This is a genomic window from Sphingomonas sp. GW821-FHT03E12 (assembly GCF_059420685.1).
In genome coordinates, this window is sequence record NZ_JBWKUF010000006.1 from 75,891 (window position 1) to 92,891 (window position 17,001).

Below are 17,001 nucleotides of genomic sequence, written 5' to 3' on the forward strand. Positions count from 1 at the left end.
GCGGCTGAGGACTTCTCCTAGAGCGGAAGCCCGGCGTAATTCTCGGCTATCGCCATCTGCATCGCCTTCGAACTGGCCACATAGTCAAGCTCAGCCGCCTGCATGCGCTGCTCGAAGTCGCCATCCTCGGGAAAGCGGGCCGCAATAGTCACGATCGCTGTCGAATCCGATCTGCTTCGTGTTTCTCTCATCACATATCTGCTGTGCCCTTTTCCTCGACGATCCGCTTCAGGATCGGAAGAGTCATGCGCCAATAGAACGAGACATGCCTCCAGCCGGAATCTTCTCCGATTTCCCATCCCTTCCCTCGGCGAACGGGTGATGGAGGCACCTTCTGCGTCACCGTCAGGGTCGTATCTGCTCCATCAGCTTCAAGCGCCATCGTGACGGTCGAATAGGACTGAGGGACGTCGGCCAAACCGGAAACCCGTGACCAATAGCTGTATTCGAGAAGCAAGGGCGCCTGGATTTGAATGACGCGGCCTTTGTCGCGGTAGCGCTTTGTCCCGATGAACGCTTCTATTTGGATTTGCCCGCCAGCCTGCCAATCGGTCCTGAAGTGCGCATTGCGCCACTTGTCTCCGGCATCGGGATCAATGAGGGCGTCCCACACATCCTGAGGTTTGGCCGCGATACGGACGGATTGGGTGACTGTCTGAAAAGACATAGTTCAATCCTCAATAGTCGTTTGCGGATTAGCCTGCAGTTGCAGCAAGCCTGAGCAGCTACCATCCCCAAGGCAATGGCTTGCCGCGAGGTAGGCGCGAACTGCAGCCACGCTTGCTGACGGTCGAAACCCGGGAGGCGGCCATTTCAGAATCCGGACAGACCGGCTTTCTCGCTCAGGAATGGGCGAGGCGCAGCGGAGCCAGGCGAGGCCGCGCCGCCGTCCGCATGGCGAATATCGTGTAGCCGCAGAGCAGCCCGTACATCGCCAGCCCCTCCACCTGCCAGAACGGCATTGTCGCCATATTGAGCAGGAAGAAGGCGAAATGCGCCGCGAGCAGCTTGAAGCGCTCGCCCCGCGCGGCGGCGGCCGCCGCGAACATCACCGTCCAGAGCGCGATCATCGCCGCCACGCCGAACCAGCCAAGCTCATAGAGCGTGCTGACCAGGGTATTGTGCGGATAGACCTTGAACACCCCTTGCCAGCTCTCGGGTCCGAAGCCGAGCAGATGCTGGAGCGGCGTGCCATCTGCCCAGGCGTATATGTAGCTGCTCCAGATCAGCGGCCGCGCCGACATCACCTGGCGCTCGAGATAGTCGAAGTCGCGAGGCGGCTTGATGAGGCCGACGGGGTCCGAGAGGAAAGCGGCCAGGTCCGTGAACCTGGCGCTGTAGAGCAACACCCCGACCGCAACGAGCAGCACCCCCGCCACCGCTGCCGTCACCGCCATCGGCACGCGCTGGTCGCGCCGCACGCTCAGCGTGAGCCCGCTCAGGAAGATCGCCAGCGCCAGCGGTGCGAACGCCAGGATCGTCGTGCGGTAGCCGGCGAGCAGGACACCGAGGAACGTCGCCGCCAGGAACGCGGCCTGCACCCAGCGCGGCGCCGATCTGGCGAAACATCCGACCAGGAATCCGGTCATCATCGCTACCGAGAACGCCGCTTCGTGGTTGTAGCCGCCGATCCAGACGAGCCCGTCGCCATCCTCCGAGCCCTTGGGCAGGTGCAGTGCCAGCGACAGCGCCTGGAACACCAGCAGCGGCAGAAAGGAGACCATCGCCCAGCTGAGGAACCGCGCCTCGGGGTCGATCCGCAACGCCTGGAACACCGCGAGGACGATCACGATCATATAGGCGTATTTGACGCCCGCATTGATTCCGCCCGCCGGATCACCGTTGAGCGCCGCGCTGACCAGCGCCAGCACGACCAGCGCATAGACCGGCAGCAGCCATTTGAGCGCGAGATTGGCCGGCCGCACCACGAAGAGCAGTCCGAACACGGTCACCCCGATCGAGAGCAGCGCATTGCCCGAAAGCCCGGCCGCAAGCGGCTTGAACATGTAGAGGTGATAGGCCCCGGCGGTATAGCGCAGCCACAATGCCACCACGACGAAGGTGCCCGCGATACTTCCCGCCCGCCGCGCCGCGATCACCAACGGCACCAGTAGCAGCACCGTCACCGGCAACAGCACGCCAAGCCCGAAGGCCGGGCCGTAGGGCAGCGCCTGCGGGTTCACGGCACCGCCCGGTCAGTCCGCATAATAATGGCGGTAGCTTTTCAGGAAGGTGCCGCCGCCCTCATAGCCGGCCCGCTCCTGCTCGCGCACGTCCACCAGCGTCAGTACCGCGCCGAGTATCTCGGCATGGACGTCATAGAGCCGCCTGAGCGCCACCGAGGCCGCCTTGGACGGCGTCCTGCGCCAGCGTACCAGGAACACCACGCCGTCCGCCATGCTGGCGATCACGCGCGCTTCGTCGACCGGCAGCACCGGCGGCGTGTCGAGAATCACCAGGTCGTAGCGCTCGCGTACCTGCTCGATCAGCTCGGCGAGCCTCGGGCTCTCGGCCAGGCTGATGCCCCTGGAATCGAGCCGCTGCGGCAACACGCACGCATCGGACAGGCTGTCCTTGACGATCGCCTGCTCCAGCGTGGCGCGGCCGGCGAGGACCTCGTCCAGCCCCAGCGTGACATTGTCGGTGAACTGGCGGCTGGAGGCGCGTCGGCGCGCATCGCAGTCGATCAGCAGCACCTTGCCGCCGGCCGCCGCCACTGCGCGCGCCAGACCCATTGCGGTTGTGGTCTTGCCTTCGCCGGGCACCGCGGAGGTGATCGCGACGACGCGGATCGGTTTGGTCGCCTCGGCGAACTGAATCGAGGTGCGCAAAGTGCGGAACGCCTCGGCGAAGGTCGATTGCGGCCGTTTGAGCAGCAATTCCGCCGGTGGCGCGGGCAGGCCGGACTTGCGATAGCCGGGCAGCGTGCCGGCATCGGGGATCGAGGCGAGCGTCGGCAGTGCCAGCGCCTCCTCGATCGCGTCGCTGGTCTCGAGCCCGCGCTCGAGCAACTGGAGCAGCACCACAAGCAACACGCCCACACCCAGTCCACCGACCACCGCCATCGCTGCATAGATCAGCGCGTTGGGCGAGCTTGGCGCACCTGGTACGCGCGCCCGGCTGACGATGTAGGAATCGCTGCGCTCAAGACCGGACTGCGCTACCGTCTGGCGATAGCGGTCGAGGAACGCCTGATAGAGTGTACGCGACGATTCCGCGTTGCGCTCAAGTTCACCCAGCCGGACCGAGGCTTCGTTGTCGTTGGCGAGCTTGCCCTGCGATTGCGCCACCGATCCGGCAAGCGAGGCCGCCCGCTGGCTGGCGATGCTCGCCTGAATGGAGACATTGCTGACGATGCGCTGCACTTCGGCAGCAATCGCCTGATCGGCCACGCGGAGCTGACTCTGCGCACGGACGAGTTCCGGATGGCGCGGGCCGTAACGCCGCTCCAGCGCCGCCACTTCGCGCGCCACCTCGGCACGCTGGCCACGCAGCTGGCTGACCACCGGCGAATCAAGCGAATCGCCCAGTTCTTCGCCGCTCCGCCCGCCGCGCAGCTGCGCGCGCGCCGCCGCGAGCCGCGCCTGGGCCGCAGCATTCTCAGCCCTGGCCTGGGCGAGCTGCGTCGAGAGGCCGGACAGTTCCTGCTGGGTTATTGTGCTGGCGTTGGAGACGGCGAACAGATTGTTCGCCGAACGATAATCGGCAACCGCACGTTCCGCGTTGAGCACTTGCGACCGCAGCTGTTGCAACCGCTGATCGAGGAACTTCCGCGCGCGCTGTGTCGCGTCGGCCTTGGCGCCCGCCTGACCGGAGACATAGTCGTCGACCAGCGCATTGGCGATTTGCGCCGCCTGGGCCGGCGTGGCCCCTTCATACGAGACGCTGATCGAGTAGGAGAGTCCGTCGCGCTTCACCGTGAGGCCGCCCAGCAACGTGCCGATCGCGCGCTGACGCCCGATCAGGTCGGGCTGCGCAGGCACGGGCTGATCCGGCACGGCGGCCTTGTTGAACGCAGGGTCGCGATCGAGATGCAACCGGTCAACCACCCGCCCGATCAGCTCGGGTGAGCGCAGTGCCTGCACCTCGGTATCCACCGCTGCCGAATCGGGATCGGTAGTGGGGATGACCGAATCGACGTTGATCACGCGCTCGGCCGTGCGCTCGAGCGCAACCTGTGCAGTGGCGAGATAGCGCGGCTCGGCGACCAGATAGGCGGCCGCGGCGACTGTGATCGCCGCGAGCATCGCCGCACAGAGGATCATCCAGCGCCGGCGGAGAACTGCGCCGACATGGCGCAGATCGATCAGCGCGCCGCGATCGACCTGCGGGTCCGCATCACGGCGCGGCGGCAGGCGCCGGGTGATCGCATCCATATCACGCCGTAGCCATGAAGGCGCGGACCGCAGGCGCAATGTCGGGCCGCGCAAGCGCAAGCGCGAGCGTCGCGGTCACGAAACCGCTCTTGTCGCCGCAATCATAACGCCTGCCCTGGAAGGTGACGCCGTGGAAAGACTGCTGTCCGATCATCCGCGCCAGCGCGTCGGTGAGCTGGATCTCACCGCCCGCGCCCTCCTCCTGACTGCCCAATATGTCCATCACCTCGGGCTGAAGGATGTAGCGGCCGATCACCGCCAACGTGGATGGCGCCACTTCCGGGGCCGGTTTCTCGACCAGTCCCAGCACCTCGGTCGTCGCGCCGACACGCGTGCCGGGCGTGACAATGCCGTATTTGCGCGTGTCCTCCGGCGCTACTTCCTCGGTGCAGATCAGGTTGCCGCCAAGCTCGGCATAGGCGTCGACCATCTGCTTGAGGCAGCCCGGCTGGCCGATCATCAGATCGTCGGGCAGCAGCACTGCAAAGGGTTCGTCGCCGACGATGCGGCGCGCACACCACACTGCATGGCCCAGCCCCAGCGGCTCCTGCTGCCGGACGATGGTGATGTCACCCGGGGACGTCCGCGTGCCGTCGAGCGCCTCGAGCGATTTGCCGCGACGCGTCATGGTTTCCTCGAGCTCGAAGGCGTGATCGAAATGATCGTCGATCAGGCTCTTGCCGCGGCTGGTGACGAAGATGAATTGCTCGATGCCCGCCTCACGCGCCTCGTCGACGGCATATTGGATCAACGGCCGGTCGACGACCGGAAGCATCTCCTTGGGCATCGATTTGGTGGCCGGAAGGAACCGGGTTCCGAGGCCGCCAATGGGGAAAACCGCCTTGCGTACTTTTCGCATCTTCGACCCTTTCCTGGCTGCTGATTCCCCCCGGAAGACCAGCATCAATCATCAGGGCGAGACGAACTCGCGGACACGCTACCCAAACAGGTCAGTCGGATCCGCAAACACCTTCGCCACGTCCTGACAAACCGACGCTGCGCTTCTGCGCTGCGTTGCAGCAAGAGGGTGGCGTCGAAGCGTGTCCGAACTGCGTCCGGCCCATCGGCTCCCGTATCGCGACATTCCGGGGCGGCGCGTTGCAGGCCTTCCGTCGCCATCCCACTTTCTCGACCTAGAGCCTGGGCGGCGGCCCGGCGAAGGATACCCCACCCGGCACAGAACCCTTGCCGCGCGCGCGCACAAGCGGCGTGCCCGGCGGTACCTGGATATCGTGCGAGCCGATGATGATTCGGACCGGCCCGTCATGCACATCGAAGATCGGCCAGGCATGATCGCTCTTTACCGTCAGATGCTCGATATGGATCACCAGCGGCACGCGCAGCCCCTGTGCAGCCATGATCGCGAAATGGTTGGTGTCGCCGATCCCGCCGATCTTTCGCGGATCGAGGCTGGTCAGCCGTGTCGCGCGAATGCTCGACCAGAGCCGGAAGTTGCGCGCGTTGCGGCCACTGATGCAGTCGTCGAGCATAGTCTGCGTGGATTTCAGGTCGAACCCGCCGTCGCTATTGTCCCAGGCGGCGCACTTGCGGAACAGGATCCGGGCATTGCCGCGCTCGGTCGAGAAGCCGTCGCCATTCCAGTATTTGTTGTCGCCACGCTTCCAGCGGAAACCGCGCATGGTGCAGCGCTCAAGCCGGAAATCATGTGCGGTATCGGCGAAGGCGATGCCCACCGGCAAGTCGTGCGCGCCGACGGTGAGCGCGCCGCTGGCGGTCACGTCCTCGATCACGCCGTCATGGCTGCCATAGCGGATGCGGGCGAAGCTGCGGCGCAGATCCCTCGCGCTGGCACCGCGCACGCGCAGGCCGACGCAATCGGCGCTTGCTCCACGCGGCACGGCAGTATTCTCGATCACGCGGTAGCCGCCCACAACCTCGATGTCGGAAATCTGCACCCCGCGAACCGAATCGCGGATCACGAACAAGCCGTTGCCGACATTGCGCGCATGCACGCCACGATACGCCGCGCCCGATTGCACGACATAAACGGGCTCGCCTTCCGCGGCGATCCGTACCGGACCCATGACGGCGCTGGAGTTCATGCCGGCCATGGCGCCGCGCTAGGCGGCAGAGGCGTTGCGTGACCAGCACGATGCGGCGCAGTGTGGCGCCTGCGTGCTCAGTGCAACGCGGGTGCCGATTCGGCGTCTTGATTCGCCGGGCCGCCGGCAGGCGCGGCACCGAGCGCATTCCGGTCCGGCCGATCATCACGCTGCAGCTGATCGCGCCAAATCGCCTTTGGCTTGGCGAAGCATGCCGTGCGTTGAGCTTCAGGCATCGGCATTTCCCCCTCGCTTATCACAGCAATCTCCTGCTCCATCGCCGGTGCGTGGCAAGTTCAGGTCGAAGCGTTTCGACGCGTGGACCCGAATTGCCCACGAACCGTTCGAGCAGAAGCCGAAGCCATTCATTACGACATCGTAATTTTTGCGCAGCGCAGCGAGCTTGGAACCATAATTCGAGCGGAAATCATTTCGCCGCCGATTTCCCTCACCTCGAAGCTGGCAAGTTGACGCTTCAGCTGCGCAAGCAGAGTGTTCGCACACGCAGCAGAAATTTCGTCTCCGCGTACAGGGAGCAATGCGTAATGCGTATCGTAATGATCGGGTCCGGCTATGTCGGACTGGTTTCGGGCGCGTGCTTTGCCGATTTCGGCCATCACGTGACCTGCGTCGACAAGGACGCGAACAAGATTGCCCGTCTCAGCGCCGGGGGCATCCCCATCTACGAGCCCGGACTGGACGAACTGGTCGCGCGCAACGTCGCGGCGGGCAATCTGGAATTCACCACCGAGCTCTCCGAACCGGTAGGCGCGGCGGACGTCGTGTTCATCGCTGTCGGTACGCCAAGCCGGCGCGGCGACGGCCACGCCGACCTGTCCTATGTCCATGCCGCCGCGCGCGAGATCGCCGGCGCGCTGGACGGCTTCACCGTGATCGTCACCAAGTCGACCGTGCCTGTCGGCACCGGCGACGAGGTCGAGCGGATCATCCGCGAGTGCAATCCGGCAGCCGAGTTCGCCGTTGCGTCCAATCCCGAGTTCCTGCGCGAAGGCGCCGCGATCGAGGACTTCAAGCGGCCCGACCGGGTGGTCATCGGCATCGAGGACGAACGCGCCCGCGCGCCGATGGCAGAAGTCTATCGCCCGCTCTCGCTCAACAAGGCACCAGTGCTCTTCACCAGCCGCCGTACGAGCGAGCTGATCAAATACGCGGCCAACGCCTTTCTCGCGATGAAGATCACCTACATCAACGAGATGGCGGACCTGTGCGAGCAGGTCGGCGCCGACGTCCAGGAAGTCGCGCGCGGCATCGGGCTCGACAACCGGATCGGGGCCAGGTTCCTCCATGCCGGCCCAGGCTATGGCGGCTCCTGCTTCCCCAAGGACACGCTGGCGCTGATGAAGACCGCGCAGGATCACGACGCGCCGCTGCGGCTGATCGAGGCGACGATCGCGGTCAACGAGCAGCGCAAGCGCGCGATGGGCCGCAAGGTGCTGGCGGCGATGGACGGGCGCGCACGTGGCCGCACCGTCGCGGTGCTCGGCCTCACCTTCAAGCCCAACACCGACGACATGCGCGATGCGCCGTCAATCGCGATCATCCAGGCCCTGCAGGATGCCGGTGCGAAGGTCCGTGCTTACGATCCCGAAGGAATGGCCGCGGCGGCGGCGGTGCTTCGCGACGTCGAATATGCGGCGTCCGCCTATGCTGCGGCGGAGGGTGCGGCAGCCACGGTGATCGTCACCGAATGGGACGCATTCCGTGCGCTCGACCTCAAGCGCCTGAAGGCGGCCATGGCCGAACCGGTGCTGGTCGATCTGCGCAACATCTACCCGCCTGCTCAGGCGGAGGAAGCGGGCCTGCGCTATGTGAGCGTCGGCCGGCCGGGCAAGTTGGAGCAGGATGCCGAGACCTCGAACGAGAGGCAGGCAGCATGATGGTCGGCGGCCCCGTCCTTGTGACGGGCGCCGCTGGCTTCATCGGCCATGCGGTGTCCGAACGGCTCCTCACGCGCGGCGAGCGCGTGATCGGGCTGGACAATTTCACCGACTATTACGACGTGTCGCTCAAAGAGGCGCGCACGGCGCGGCTGGTTGACAATGCAGACTTCCGGCTGGTCCGCGGCGACGTCGCCAGCCCCGAATTGCTCGCCGAGCTGGTAGCGGGAAACGGGGTGCGGCGCATCGTCCATCTCGCCGCCCAGGCGGGGGTGCGGTACAGCATCGAGAACCCTTTCGCCTATGAGCACAGTAACCTGAAAGGCCATCTCGCCGTGCTGGAAGCGGCGCGCCAGGCGGGCAATGTCGAGCATCTCGTCTATGCCTCGTCGAGCTCGGTCTATGGCGAGCGGCCTTTGGGCGGCTCCGGCTTCCGCGAGGATGAGCCCTGCACCGCGCCGGTTTCGCTCTATGCGGCCACCAAGCGAAGCTGCGAACTGATGAGCCAGAGCTATGCCGCGCTCTACGGCCTGCCGCAGAGCGGGCTCCGATTCTTCACGGTCTACGGCCCCTGGGGCCGGCCCGACATGGCCTATTTCAGCTTCGCGCAGAAGATCCTGCTCGGCCAGCCGATCGAGGTGTTCGGCGAGGGCCGGATGGCGCGCGACTTCACCTATATCGACGACATCGTCGACGGCATCGTCGGCGTGCTCGACAGACCACCGGCCGGCGGCGCGCATCGGCTGCTCAACATCGGCGACTGCAATCCCGTCGGCCTGATGGACATGATCGCGACGCTCGAGCGCGCGCTCGGCCGGCCCGCGATCAAGATGATGCGGCCGATGCAGCCCGGCGACGTCACCGCGACCTATGCCGACATCTCGGCGATCCACGACCTAACCGGATACAGCCCCAAGGTTCCACTCGCCCTGGGCATCGAGCGGTTCGTCGACTGGTATCTCAGTGAAATCGAACAGGGTGGGAGAGGGCCGATGGCAGCGGTGGCCTGAGCCGGGAAATCCGGCGGTGCAAGTGCGGAGTATCAACATGCTGCAACGGACGAGCGTGCATACCGGCGATCCCGATGGCGCGCCTACCATCTGCGTGACCGGATTGCGCGGATTCCCGCACGTGATGGGCGGGATCGAGAGCCATTGCGAGGAACTGCTGCCGCGGATCAAGGCGCTGTGGCCCGATCATCGATCGATCGTGCTGGGCCGGGCGCCCTATCTGCCCGAGCTCGAGACCGAACATCGCGGCGTCGAGATCATCGGCATCCCCTGCCCCCGCTCGCAGCATCTCGAGGCCATCGTCGCCACCTTCCTCGCCGTGCTCTCCGCTTGGCGGCGCGGCGCGGACTTGATCCACATCCATGCGATCGGGCCGGGACTGATGGCGCCGCTTGCCTGGCTGCTCGGGCTGAATGTGATCGTGACGCATCACGGCACCGACTACCACCGCGCCAAATGGGGTCTGCTCGCGCGCAACGCGCTTCGCGCCGGCGAGTGGCTTGCGGTCAATTTCGCGCACCGGGTGATCGCCGTTTCGCCATCGCTGGCGATCCAGCTCAAGCGCAGCTTCCCCGCCCGCGCCCAGGCGATCAGCTATATTCCGAACGGCACGTCAGACCTGCCCGACGATGCCGACTCGGGCCTTGTGCTGGAGCGGATCGGCGTGGAAAGTGGCAGCTTCTTGCTCGCCGTCGCCCGGCTGGTGCCCGAAAAGGGCCTGCACGACCTGATCGCCGCCTTCGAAGCATCGAACAGCACCGCGAAGCTGGTGATCGCCGGTGCCACCGATCACAAGAGCGACTATGCCCGCGCGCTGATGGAGCGCGCCGGCGAGCGCGTGATCTTCGCCGGAGTCCAGTCCCGCGCCACGCTCAAATGCCTCTACGAACATTGTGCCCTGTTCGTGATGCCTTCCCACCACGAGGGCCTGCCGATCGCAGCGCTCGAGGCGGCAAGCTGCGGCGCACGGATGCTGCTGAGCGACATCCCCGCCAATCTCGATATCGGCCTCGAGCCGAGGAACTATTTCCCGGTCGGCGACGTCACGGCGCTCACGCAGCGGCTCGACATGGATTGTGCGGATTTCCTGGTCGACCGCGACACGATCCGTGGCCGTTTCAGCTGGGACAAGGCGGCGGAAGACACGCTCGCGGTCTATCGCAGCGCACTGGCTCAGAGCCGGGCGGCGCCTCGCGTTTCGGGCCATCCGGGTATGGCCGAGGGCTAACCCCTCTTTGTCCGTGAAATGAGCTATCCGGTCAGCTGGGCCACCACTTCCGCCCGGTCCGCCGCATCGATCCGCCCGCGCACCTCGATGCCCGCCGCATCCCGCACCGCATGCACAATCGAGGGTCGCCACGCATCGTCACGCCACGCCCAGCTGCGGATCCGCCAGCGCCCCGCTCCATCGGCGTCGATCGCCAGCGGCGGCCGCCCGGTGTCTTCGCCCGCGGGATTCTGCGCGGCGCACGCACCGGCACCTGCAAGTCCTGCAATCGAAGTCAAAAGTCCACGACGGTCCATCGCGATAACCTCACCGATGATCAGCATAATGCCAAGTTAACCATGCTGCAGCGCAGCATGGCGACTCGATCGATGTTAGCGTTGCCACAACAGCAAGGGGTCGTTCGCTATGCCAAGCCTGTACATCTCGCCAACCGGATCGGGGGACAAAAGCGGCAGCGACATCAATAACGCAGCGGCGATCGGTTCGCTCAACACGCTGATCGGAAGGGCGGGCCCCGGCGGTGAGGTGCTGCTGCTGGCCGACCAGGGCGATTACAATGTCACCGGCATCCTCGGCATCACCCGCGGCGGGGTGGAGGGCCAGCCGGTGGTGGTGCGCGGCATCGATTCCGCCGGCAATGCCAGGGCGGCGCATTTCGTCGGCTCGCGTCCAGCCGACTGGCAAGCGGGCGATGCCGCCGGCAACGAGCTGTTCAAGCTGGGCACCGGCGCAGACAATCTCGAGTTCCGCGACCTGCAGATCGACAATGTCGGTACAGCTTTCCGCGTGACTGCCGATCTCAGCAACCTCCATATCGAGGGTGTCGACGCAAACAATGTGCGCCGCTTCTTCGAGAATTACGCCAGCGGGCCTTCGAATACAGCGACGATCGCAGGGCTGGCGATCCGCGACGTCGATGTGCAGGGCTTCTCCAGGACCGCGATCCGCCTGCAGTACGACACCAACAACGTGGTGATCGAGGATGTCACGGCGGACATGGCCGGACAGACCGGCGACGATCTGCCCGCGGGCGTCCATCTCGACGGCACCGTTCACAACGTCACGCTCAGCCGCGTGGTGATGGAGAATATCCAGAGCACCGCCGGCGCCTATTTCAACGGCGACGGCTTCGCGAGCGAGCGCGGCGTCCACGACGTGCGCTTCATCGACACGGTCGCGCGCGGCAACAGCGACGGCGGCTACGACCTCAAGTCGACCGGCACCGTGCTCGTCGGCGCGCTGAGCGAGGAGAACGGCCGCAACTACCGGCTCTGGGGCGAAGCGACGCTGATCGACTCGATCGGCCTGAACCCGGTGCTGCGCGGCGGCATCTCCGAGCAGAACCAGCTCTGGCTCGACGACGACGCCGAAGTCACCGTGATCGGCGGGCACTTCTCTGATGCCGGATCGCGCACCAAGGTGATTTCCTCGCAGGGACGACTCACCTTGCAGGGCGTGGAGATCACGCGGTCCGAGCTGTCGACGCTCGCCACGCGCGATTCGCTTCCCGGCCTCATCGGCGCCGAGACGATCCGCGAAACGCTGACCATCGATCAGGGCGAGGCCTCGCCCGGCGCGACCAGCTTTGTCGCGCTGCTTCCCCTCCCCGCCATTCCGGCGGCGGATGCGCTGTCCGGCACTGTGGGTGATGATATCTTCCTGGTCGACGACATCGGTGACCGGATCACCGAGGCGGCCGGCGCGGGAGTCGACCGGGTCGAGACAACGCTCGACAGCTACACGCTTGCCGGCAATGTCGAGGGACTGATCCGCCGCGGTGCGACCGATTTCATCGGCAACGGCAATGCGCTCGCCAATGCGATGATCGGCGGCGCGGGCAGCGACTCACTGGGCGGGCTCGACGGCGGCGACAGCATCGCCGGCAATTCGGGCGACGATTCGCTCGCGGGCGGCAATGGCGAGGATCTGCTTCAGGGCCAGGCGGGTGCCGACATGCTGATCGGCGGCTGGCAGTCGGACACGCTCATCGGCGGCGCGGGCGCGGACCGGCTGGTCGGTGACCAGGAATGGCTGAGCAGCCAGGGCGCCAATGACCGGCTCGACGGCGGCGACGATGCCGACCTGCTGATCGGCGACGCGACCAATATCTACAGCAGCGGCAAGGGGGGCAGCGACCGGCTGGCCGGCGGCGCAGGCGATGACATCCTGATCGGCGACGGTGACGTGATGCGGGACAACGCCAGGGGCGGCGCCGACACGCTGGAGGGCGGCGAAGGCAATGACTGGCTCTATGGCGACGACCGCGAGTCGACCGCGACGGTGGCCGGCGGCGCCGACAAGCTCTATGGCGGCGATGGTCCCGATTACCTGATCGGCGGCGGCGGCAACGACCTGCTTGTGGGCGGCGGCGGCGCCGACTGGTTCGTCTTCGCCCCGGGATCGGGCGCCGACGAAATCAGCGATTTCGCCGCGGGCGCGGACCATATCGATCTCAGCGCCTTCGACATCGCCTACGAGCAACTCGGCTTCACGACGAGCGCCGACGGCGTTCGTATCTCCATGGGTATGGACAGCATCTTCGTTCGCGGCACGCAGAGCCTCAGCCCGAGTGATTTCATCTTCGGCTGACGCGCGGGATCAGGGCGCCGCGAGCTCTTCCGGCGCCGTCTGGCGCGATCGCGCGGTGCTGCCCGTCGTGCGCCGGATCACCGCCTTGCCCAGCCGCTGCCCCGGCAGCTCGACCAGACGATAGGTGAGATAGGCGAGGCCATAGGTGACCGGCACGACGATCGCCCCGGTCAGCGCGAACCGCTCAAGCGCGCTGAGCCCGGTGCCGAACCGGCCGATCATCGCAGCCGCGACCGGCTGGAGGATCAGCAGGTGTATCAGATAGGTGCCGTAGGAAAGCTCTCCCAGCCAGTAGAATGGCCGGCTCCCGAGCAGCCGCGCCACACTATCGATCGCGCTCAGCCTGCGCAGGTGGACCAACGCGAAGAAGCCGAGCACGAGCAGCTCGCGCACCGCGAAGTGGAGCACATCCTGATCGCCACCGATGGGGATCGCCGCGAGCAGCATCGCCGCCGCGAGATGCAGCCAGACCCGCCTGCCCGGCCCGGGATCGGCCGCGATCAACATGCCGCACAGGAAAAGGTGAAGCTTGAGCGGCAGAAAGGATGGCATCGGATAGTCGAGCCCCGCCGCCATCGCCACCAGCGCCGCCGCCGCGCCCGCACCGCCGGCGATCAGCGCCGCCGGCACCCAGCCGGTGCGCCGGGCGAGCAGCACCAGGAAGGGGAAGACCATGTAGAACTGCATCTCGAGCCCCAGGCTCCAGTCGGGCAGCGGGGTGCGGAAGGCATAGCCGGGCAGCAGCCCGAACACGAAGCTCAGATGCGCGGCAATATTGGCGAGGCTCGCATCGGCATAACGCTCGCGTGGCTGGAGCGCCTGCCCCAGAAAGCTGTCGATCGCCACCCGGCTCTCATAGATGGCGGGCCCCGCGATCAGTGCCGCGGCCAGCGTCACGTAGAAGAGCGGCGCGAGGCGGAAGAAGCGGCGCGTCCAGAACGCCGTCCAGGTGCCCGGCGCGTTCCAGTCCTCGCTGCCGGCGCGCAACTGATACTGGAACACCATCAGGAAGCCCGAGAGCAGGATGAACAGATCGACGCCCAGATCGGGCTTGCTCACCAGCGGCAGGCGAAAGCCGGTGAGGATCATCATGTGCCCGATCAGCACCCAGAACGCCGCCAGGCCGCGCAGGCCGTCGAGACATTCGACTCGCCGCGTATCGACTCGTCCCAGGTCCATCGTGCGCCTCCGCCGTCGTTACTGGATGTGCGGGTGATAGCCGCCCGGTGCCGTGAAACTACTGCGCGGCGCTCGCTAATCGGCCAGCCGCCCCACCCGGACGATGGAGCGGGTCCACGCATGGTGCATCGCAACAAATTCGCGTGATAGGCCTTTTCACCGGAGCCGGATTACGCACCAAATTCCAGCGAGGGAACGATGCCGGACAGAAAGCGGATAGTGTTCGCGATCAACTCGCTCGCAGGTGGCGGCGCCGAACGCGTGCTCACCACGTTGCTCGGCGGCTCGTCACCGTGGCGCGCGCGTTACGAGGTGCATCTGGCGCTGCTCGACGACGAGCCGCGCGCCTATGCCGTGCCCGACTGGGTCGAAGTCCATCAGCTCGATGCGCGCCACCGGCTGCTGCCGAGCCTCAACCAGCTGCGCACGCTCATCGGCCGGCTCTCGCCCGATGCCACGCTCAGCTTCCTCACTCGCGCCAATGTCGCCAATGCCTGGGCGATGGCCGGGCGCGGCCGGCCCTGGCTGATCAGCGAGCGGGTCAACACCAGCGCGCATCTGGGCAAGGGACGCGGGGCGATCGCCGCCAAGGCGATGGTCCGCATGACCTATCCGCGCGCCGCGCACATCATCGCGGTGTCCCGGGGCGTGGTCGACGATCTCGCCGGCAATTTCGGCGTGGCACGCACACGCATGTCGGCGATCGCCAACCCGGTCGATCATGTGCAGATCGCGCGCCTCGCCGCCGAAGCGCCCGCCTTCACCCCTGCCGGCCCCTATATCGCCGCCGCCGGACGGTTGGTGCCCAACAAGAATTTCGCGATGCTGCTGCGCGCCTATGCGCAGGCGAATCCCGCCGAGCGGCTCGTCATCCTCGGCGAAGGGCCGGAGCGCGCCGCGCTCACGGCGCTGGCCACCACTCTGGGCATCGCCGACCGGGTCGACATGCCCGGTTTCGTCGCCAACCCCTATGCGCTGCTCGCCCGCGCCCGGGCCTATGCCATGCCCTCCAATGCCGAGGGGTTTCCCAACGGGCTGGTCGAGGCGATGGCCTGCGGCATCCCCGTCGTCGCCACCAATTGCGCCTCAGGCCCGTCCGAGATTCTGGCCGATCTTCCCCGAAAGGCCGTCACGGGCGGGATCGATGTCGATGCCGGCGCATTAGTCCCCACGGATGACCCTGCAAGCTTCGCCGCGGCGCTCCGCCGGGTGCTCAGCGAGCCGCACCGCAGCGCCTGTGGCGCGCGCGCCCTCGCCCGGTCGCGCGCTTATGGCGTCGAGCAGGCCGCCGCGAACTATTGGGCGCGGATCGAGGCAGCGCTTGCCGCGTCGCCCGCCGCCGCGCCCCGACCCAGAGACCATGTACAGGCGCGTTCGGGAGTAAGCACATGAAATGGCATATGCAGATCGCATTGGCGGGGGCGCTGCTCAGCGGATGCGCCGGCCAGACGCCGCTCGCCGGTAGCGGCACCCCGCCGCCGGCCGCCGCCGCCTTCACCTTGTCTCCCGGCGACAAGATCAAGGTCGCGACCTATGGCGAGGTTGCGCTCAGCGGCGATTTCGAAGTCTCGCCCGCCGGCACGATCGCCTTCCCGCTGCTCGGCGAGATCAAGGCCGCCGGCCTCCAGCCCGACCAGCTTTCCAAGACGATCGAAACCGAGTTGCTCGACGGCTATCTGCTCCAGCCCAAGGTCACGGTGCAGGTCGCGAGCTTCCGCCCCGTCTATATATTGGGCGAGGTCAACAAGCCCGGCGAATACCCCTATACGCAGGGGCTCACGATCCGCGGCGCAGTCGCGAAGGCGGACGGCTTCACCTACCGAGCCAACGAGAAGCGCGTCTTCCTCAAGCGCGCGGGCGAGGCCGGCGAGCGCACCTATCCGCTGACTGCCGATTTCGCCGTGCTGCCCGGCGACACGATCCGTTTTGGCGAGCGCTATTTCTGATGGACATGGCCACCGCATCGCTCGCGCCCGATCCGGCGCTCGAAGAGCCGCTGCCCGAAAGCGGCAAGCCCCATCTGCGCGGCTGCCCGGTCAGCTTCGCCAAACTCCGCGCGCTGCTCGCCGCCGATCTCTATCGCTATGCCGGGCGCGTCAGCCTCGGCGCCTTCGCGCGGCACTATGCCTTCACCCCGGGCTATAAATACACCGTATTGATGCGCACCGCCGGCTGGCTCAAGCTCAAGCCCGCCAAGGCCTTTGGTCTCTATCCGCTCGCCAAGTGGATGCTGCTGCGCGCGCGCTACAAATATGGCTTCGCCATCCCCGAATATATGGAGATCGGCCCAGGTCTGTTCCTCAACCGGTTCGGCGGCTTCTACTTTCATGGCGACACGGTGCTGGGCAGCAACGTCAACGTCACGCACGGCGTGGTGCTCGGCTACATGAACCGCGGCGCGCGCTCCGGCGCCCCGGTGATCGGCGACCGGACCTTCCTGGGCTCGGGCGCCAAGGTGATCGGCGGCGTGCATGTCGGTGCGGAGGCAGCGATCGGCGCCAATGCCGTGGTGACGAAGGACGTGCCGGCGCGCGGCGTGGTCGGCGGGATTCCCGCCAAGCTGCTCTCGGACCAGGGATCGGACGGCTATATCAACCGTCTCGCCCCGCCGGAGCTGCTCGCCGCGTGTGAGGGCGCGCTGCACGGCTGGCGCTAGGC

Annotated in this window: 15 protein-coding genes; 7 read left to right on the plus strand and 8 right to left on the minus strand. The window is 66.5% G+C overall.

Features of this window, described 5'->3' with window-relative positions:
- Nucleotides 1-17 precede the first annotated feature (17 nt).
- The 6 genes from AC07TU_RS18400 to AC07TU_RS18425 form a co-directional block, all read right to left on the minus strand.
- Nucleotides 18-152, minus strand: a complete 135-nt coding sequence (locus AC07TU_RS18400; protein WP_495189384.1) for a hypothetical protein — start codon at nt 150-152, stop codon at nt 18-20.
- 38 nt (nt 153-190) lie between these two features.
- A complete protein-coding gene (locus AC07TU_RS18405) occupies nt 191-667 on the minus strand; it encodes an SRPBCC family protein (protein WP_495189385.1) in 477 nt (158 codons plus the stop codon).
- Between the two features lie 175 nt (nt 668-842).
- A complete protein-coding gene (locus AC07TU_RS18410; protein WP_495189386.1) occupies nt 843-2,183 on the minus strand; it encodes an O-antigen ligase family protein in 1,341 nt (446 codons plus the stop codon).
- A gap of 12 nt (nt 2,184-2,195) precedes the next feature.
- A complete protein-coding gene (locus tag AC07TU_RS18415; RefSeq protein WP_495189387.1) occupies nt 2,196-4,376 on the minus strand; it encodes a GumC family protein in 2,181 nt (726 codons plus the stop codon).
- Between the two features lies 1 nt (nt 4,377).
- On the minus strand, nt 4,378-5,235 hold the full coding sequence (locus tag AC07TU_RS18420) for a UTP--glucose-1-phosphate uridylyltransferase (protein WP_495189388.1): 858 nt from the start codon (nt 5,233-5,235) through the stop codon (nt 4,378-4,380).
- Nucleotides 5,236-5,509: 274 nt separating this feature from the next.
- On the minus strand, nt 5,510-6,448 hold the full coding sequence (locus tag AC07TU_RS18425) for a hypothetical protein (RefSeq protein ID WP_495189389.1): 939 nt from the start codon (nt 6,446-6,448) through the stop codon (nt 5,510-5,512).
- A 536-nt stretch (nt 6,449-6,984) separates the two neighbouring features.
- Between AC07TU_RS18425 and AC07TU_RS18430 the strand changes: the two genes are divergently transcribed.
- From AC07TU_RS18430 to AC07TU_RS18440, 3 genes are read left to right on the plus strand one after another with little or no spacing between them, the layout of a single operon-like run.
- Nucleotides 6,985-8,337, plus strand: coding sequence for a UDP-glucose dehydrogenase family protein (locus AC07TU_RS18430; protein WP_495189390.1), 1,353 nt, complete (start codon nt 6,985-6,987; stop codon nt 8,335-8,337).
- Nucleotides 8,337-9,347, plus strand: coding sequence for an NAD-dependent epimerase/dehydratase family protein (locus AC07TU_RS18435; protein WP_495189500.1), 1,011 nt, complete (start codon nt 8,337-8,339; stop codon nt 9,345-9,347). The genes AC07TU_RS18430 and AC07TU_RS18435 overlap by 1 nt, the downstream gene beginning before the upstream one ends.
- Before the next feature lie 37 nt (nt 9,348-9,384).
- Entirely contained in the window at nt 9,385-10,575 is a 1,191-nt protein-coding gene (locus AC07TU_RS18440; protein ID WP_495189391.1) for a glycosyltransferase family 4 protein, read from the plus strand.
- Between the two features lie 23 nt (nt 10,576-10,598).
- On the opposite strand, the gene AC07TU_RS18445 is transcribed toward AC07TU_RS18440, so the two are convergent.
- Nucleotides 10,599-10,898, minus strand: coding sequence for a hypothetical protein (locus AC07TU_RS18445; protein ID WP_495189392.1), 300 nt, complete (start codon nt 10,896-10,898; stop codon nt 10,599-10,601).
- A gap of 82 nt (nt 10,899-10,980) precedes the next feature.
- Between AC07TU_RS18445 and AC07TU_RS18450 the strand changes: the two genes are divergently transcribed.
- Nucleotides 10,981-13,164 (plus strand): calcium-binding protein, encoded by a 2,184-nt coding sequence (locus AC07TU_RS18450; protein ID WP_495189393.1) that lies wholly within the window; start codon nt 10,981-10,983, stop codon nt 13,162-13,164.
- A gap of 9 nt (nt 13,165-13,173) precedes the next feature.
- Here AC07TU_RS18450 and AC07TU_RS18455 read toward each other — a convergent pair whose 3' ends face one another.
- Nucleotides 13,174-14,343, minus strand: a complete 1,170-nt coding sequence (locus AC07TU_RS18455; RefSeq protein WP_495189394.1) for an acyltransferase family protein — start codon at nt 14,341-14,343, stop codon at nt 13,174-13,176.
- A gap of 198 nt (nt 14,344-14,541) precedes the next feature.
- Between AC07TU_RS18455 and AC07TU_RS18460 the strand changes: the two genes are divergently transcribed.
- Genes AC07TU_RS18460 through AC07TU_RS18470 form a run of 3 tightly spaced genes read left to right on the plus strand, consistent with a single transcriptional unit; the run spans nt 14,542 to nt 16,999 of the window.
- Nucleotides 14,542-15,735 (plus strand): glycosyltransferase, encoded by a 1,194-nt coding sequence (locus tag AC07TU_RS18460; protein WP_495189395.1) that lies wholly within the window; start codon nt 14,542-14,544, stop codon nt 15,733-15,735.
- Entirely contained in the window at nt 15,732-16,289 is a 558-nt protein-coding gene (locus AC07TU_RS18465) for a polysaccharide biosynthesis/export family protein (protein ID WP_495189396.1), read from the plus strand. Before AC07TU_RS18460 ends, AC07TU_RS18465 begins: the two co-directional genes overlap by 4 nt.
- Before the next feature lie 5 nt (nt 16,290-16,294).
- Complete coding sequence (locus AC07TU_RS18470; RefSeq protein WP_495189397.1) at nt 16,295-16,999, plus strand: serine acetyltransferase; 705 nt, start codon at nt 16,295-16,297, stop codon at nt 16,997-16,999.
- The last annotated feature ends 2 nt before the right edge of the window (nt 17,000-17,001 follow it).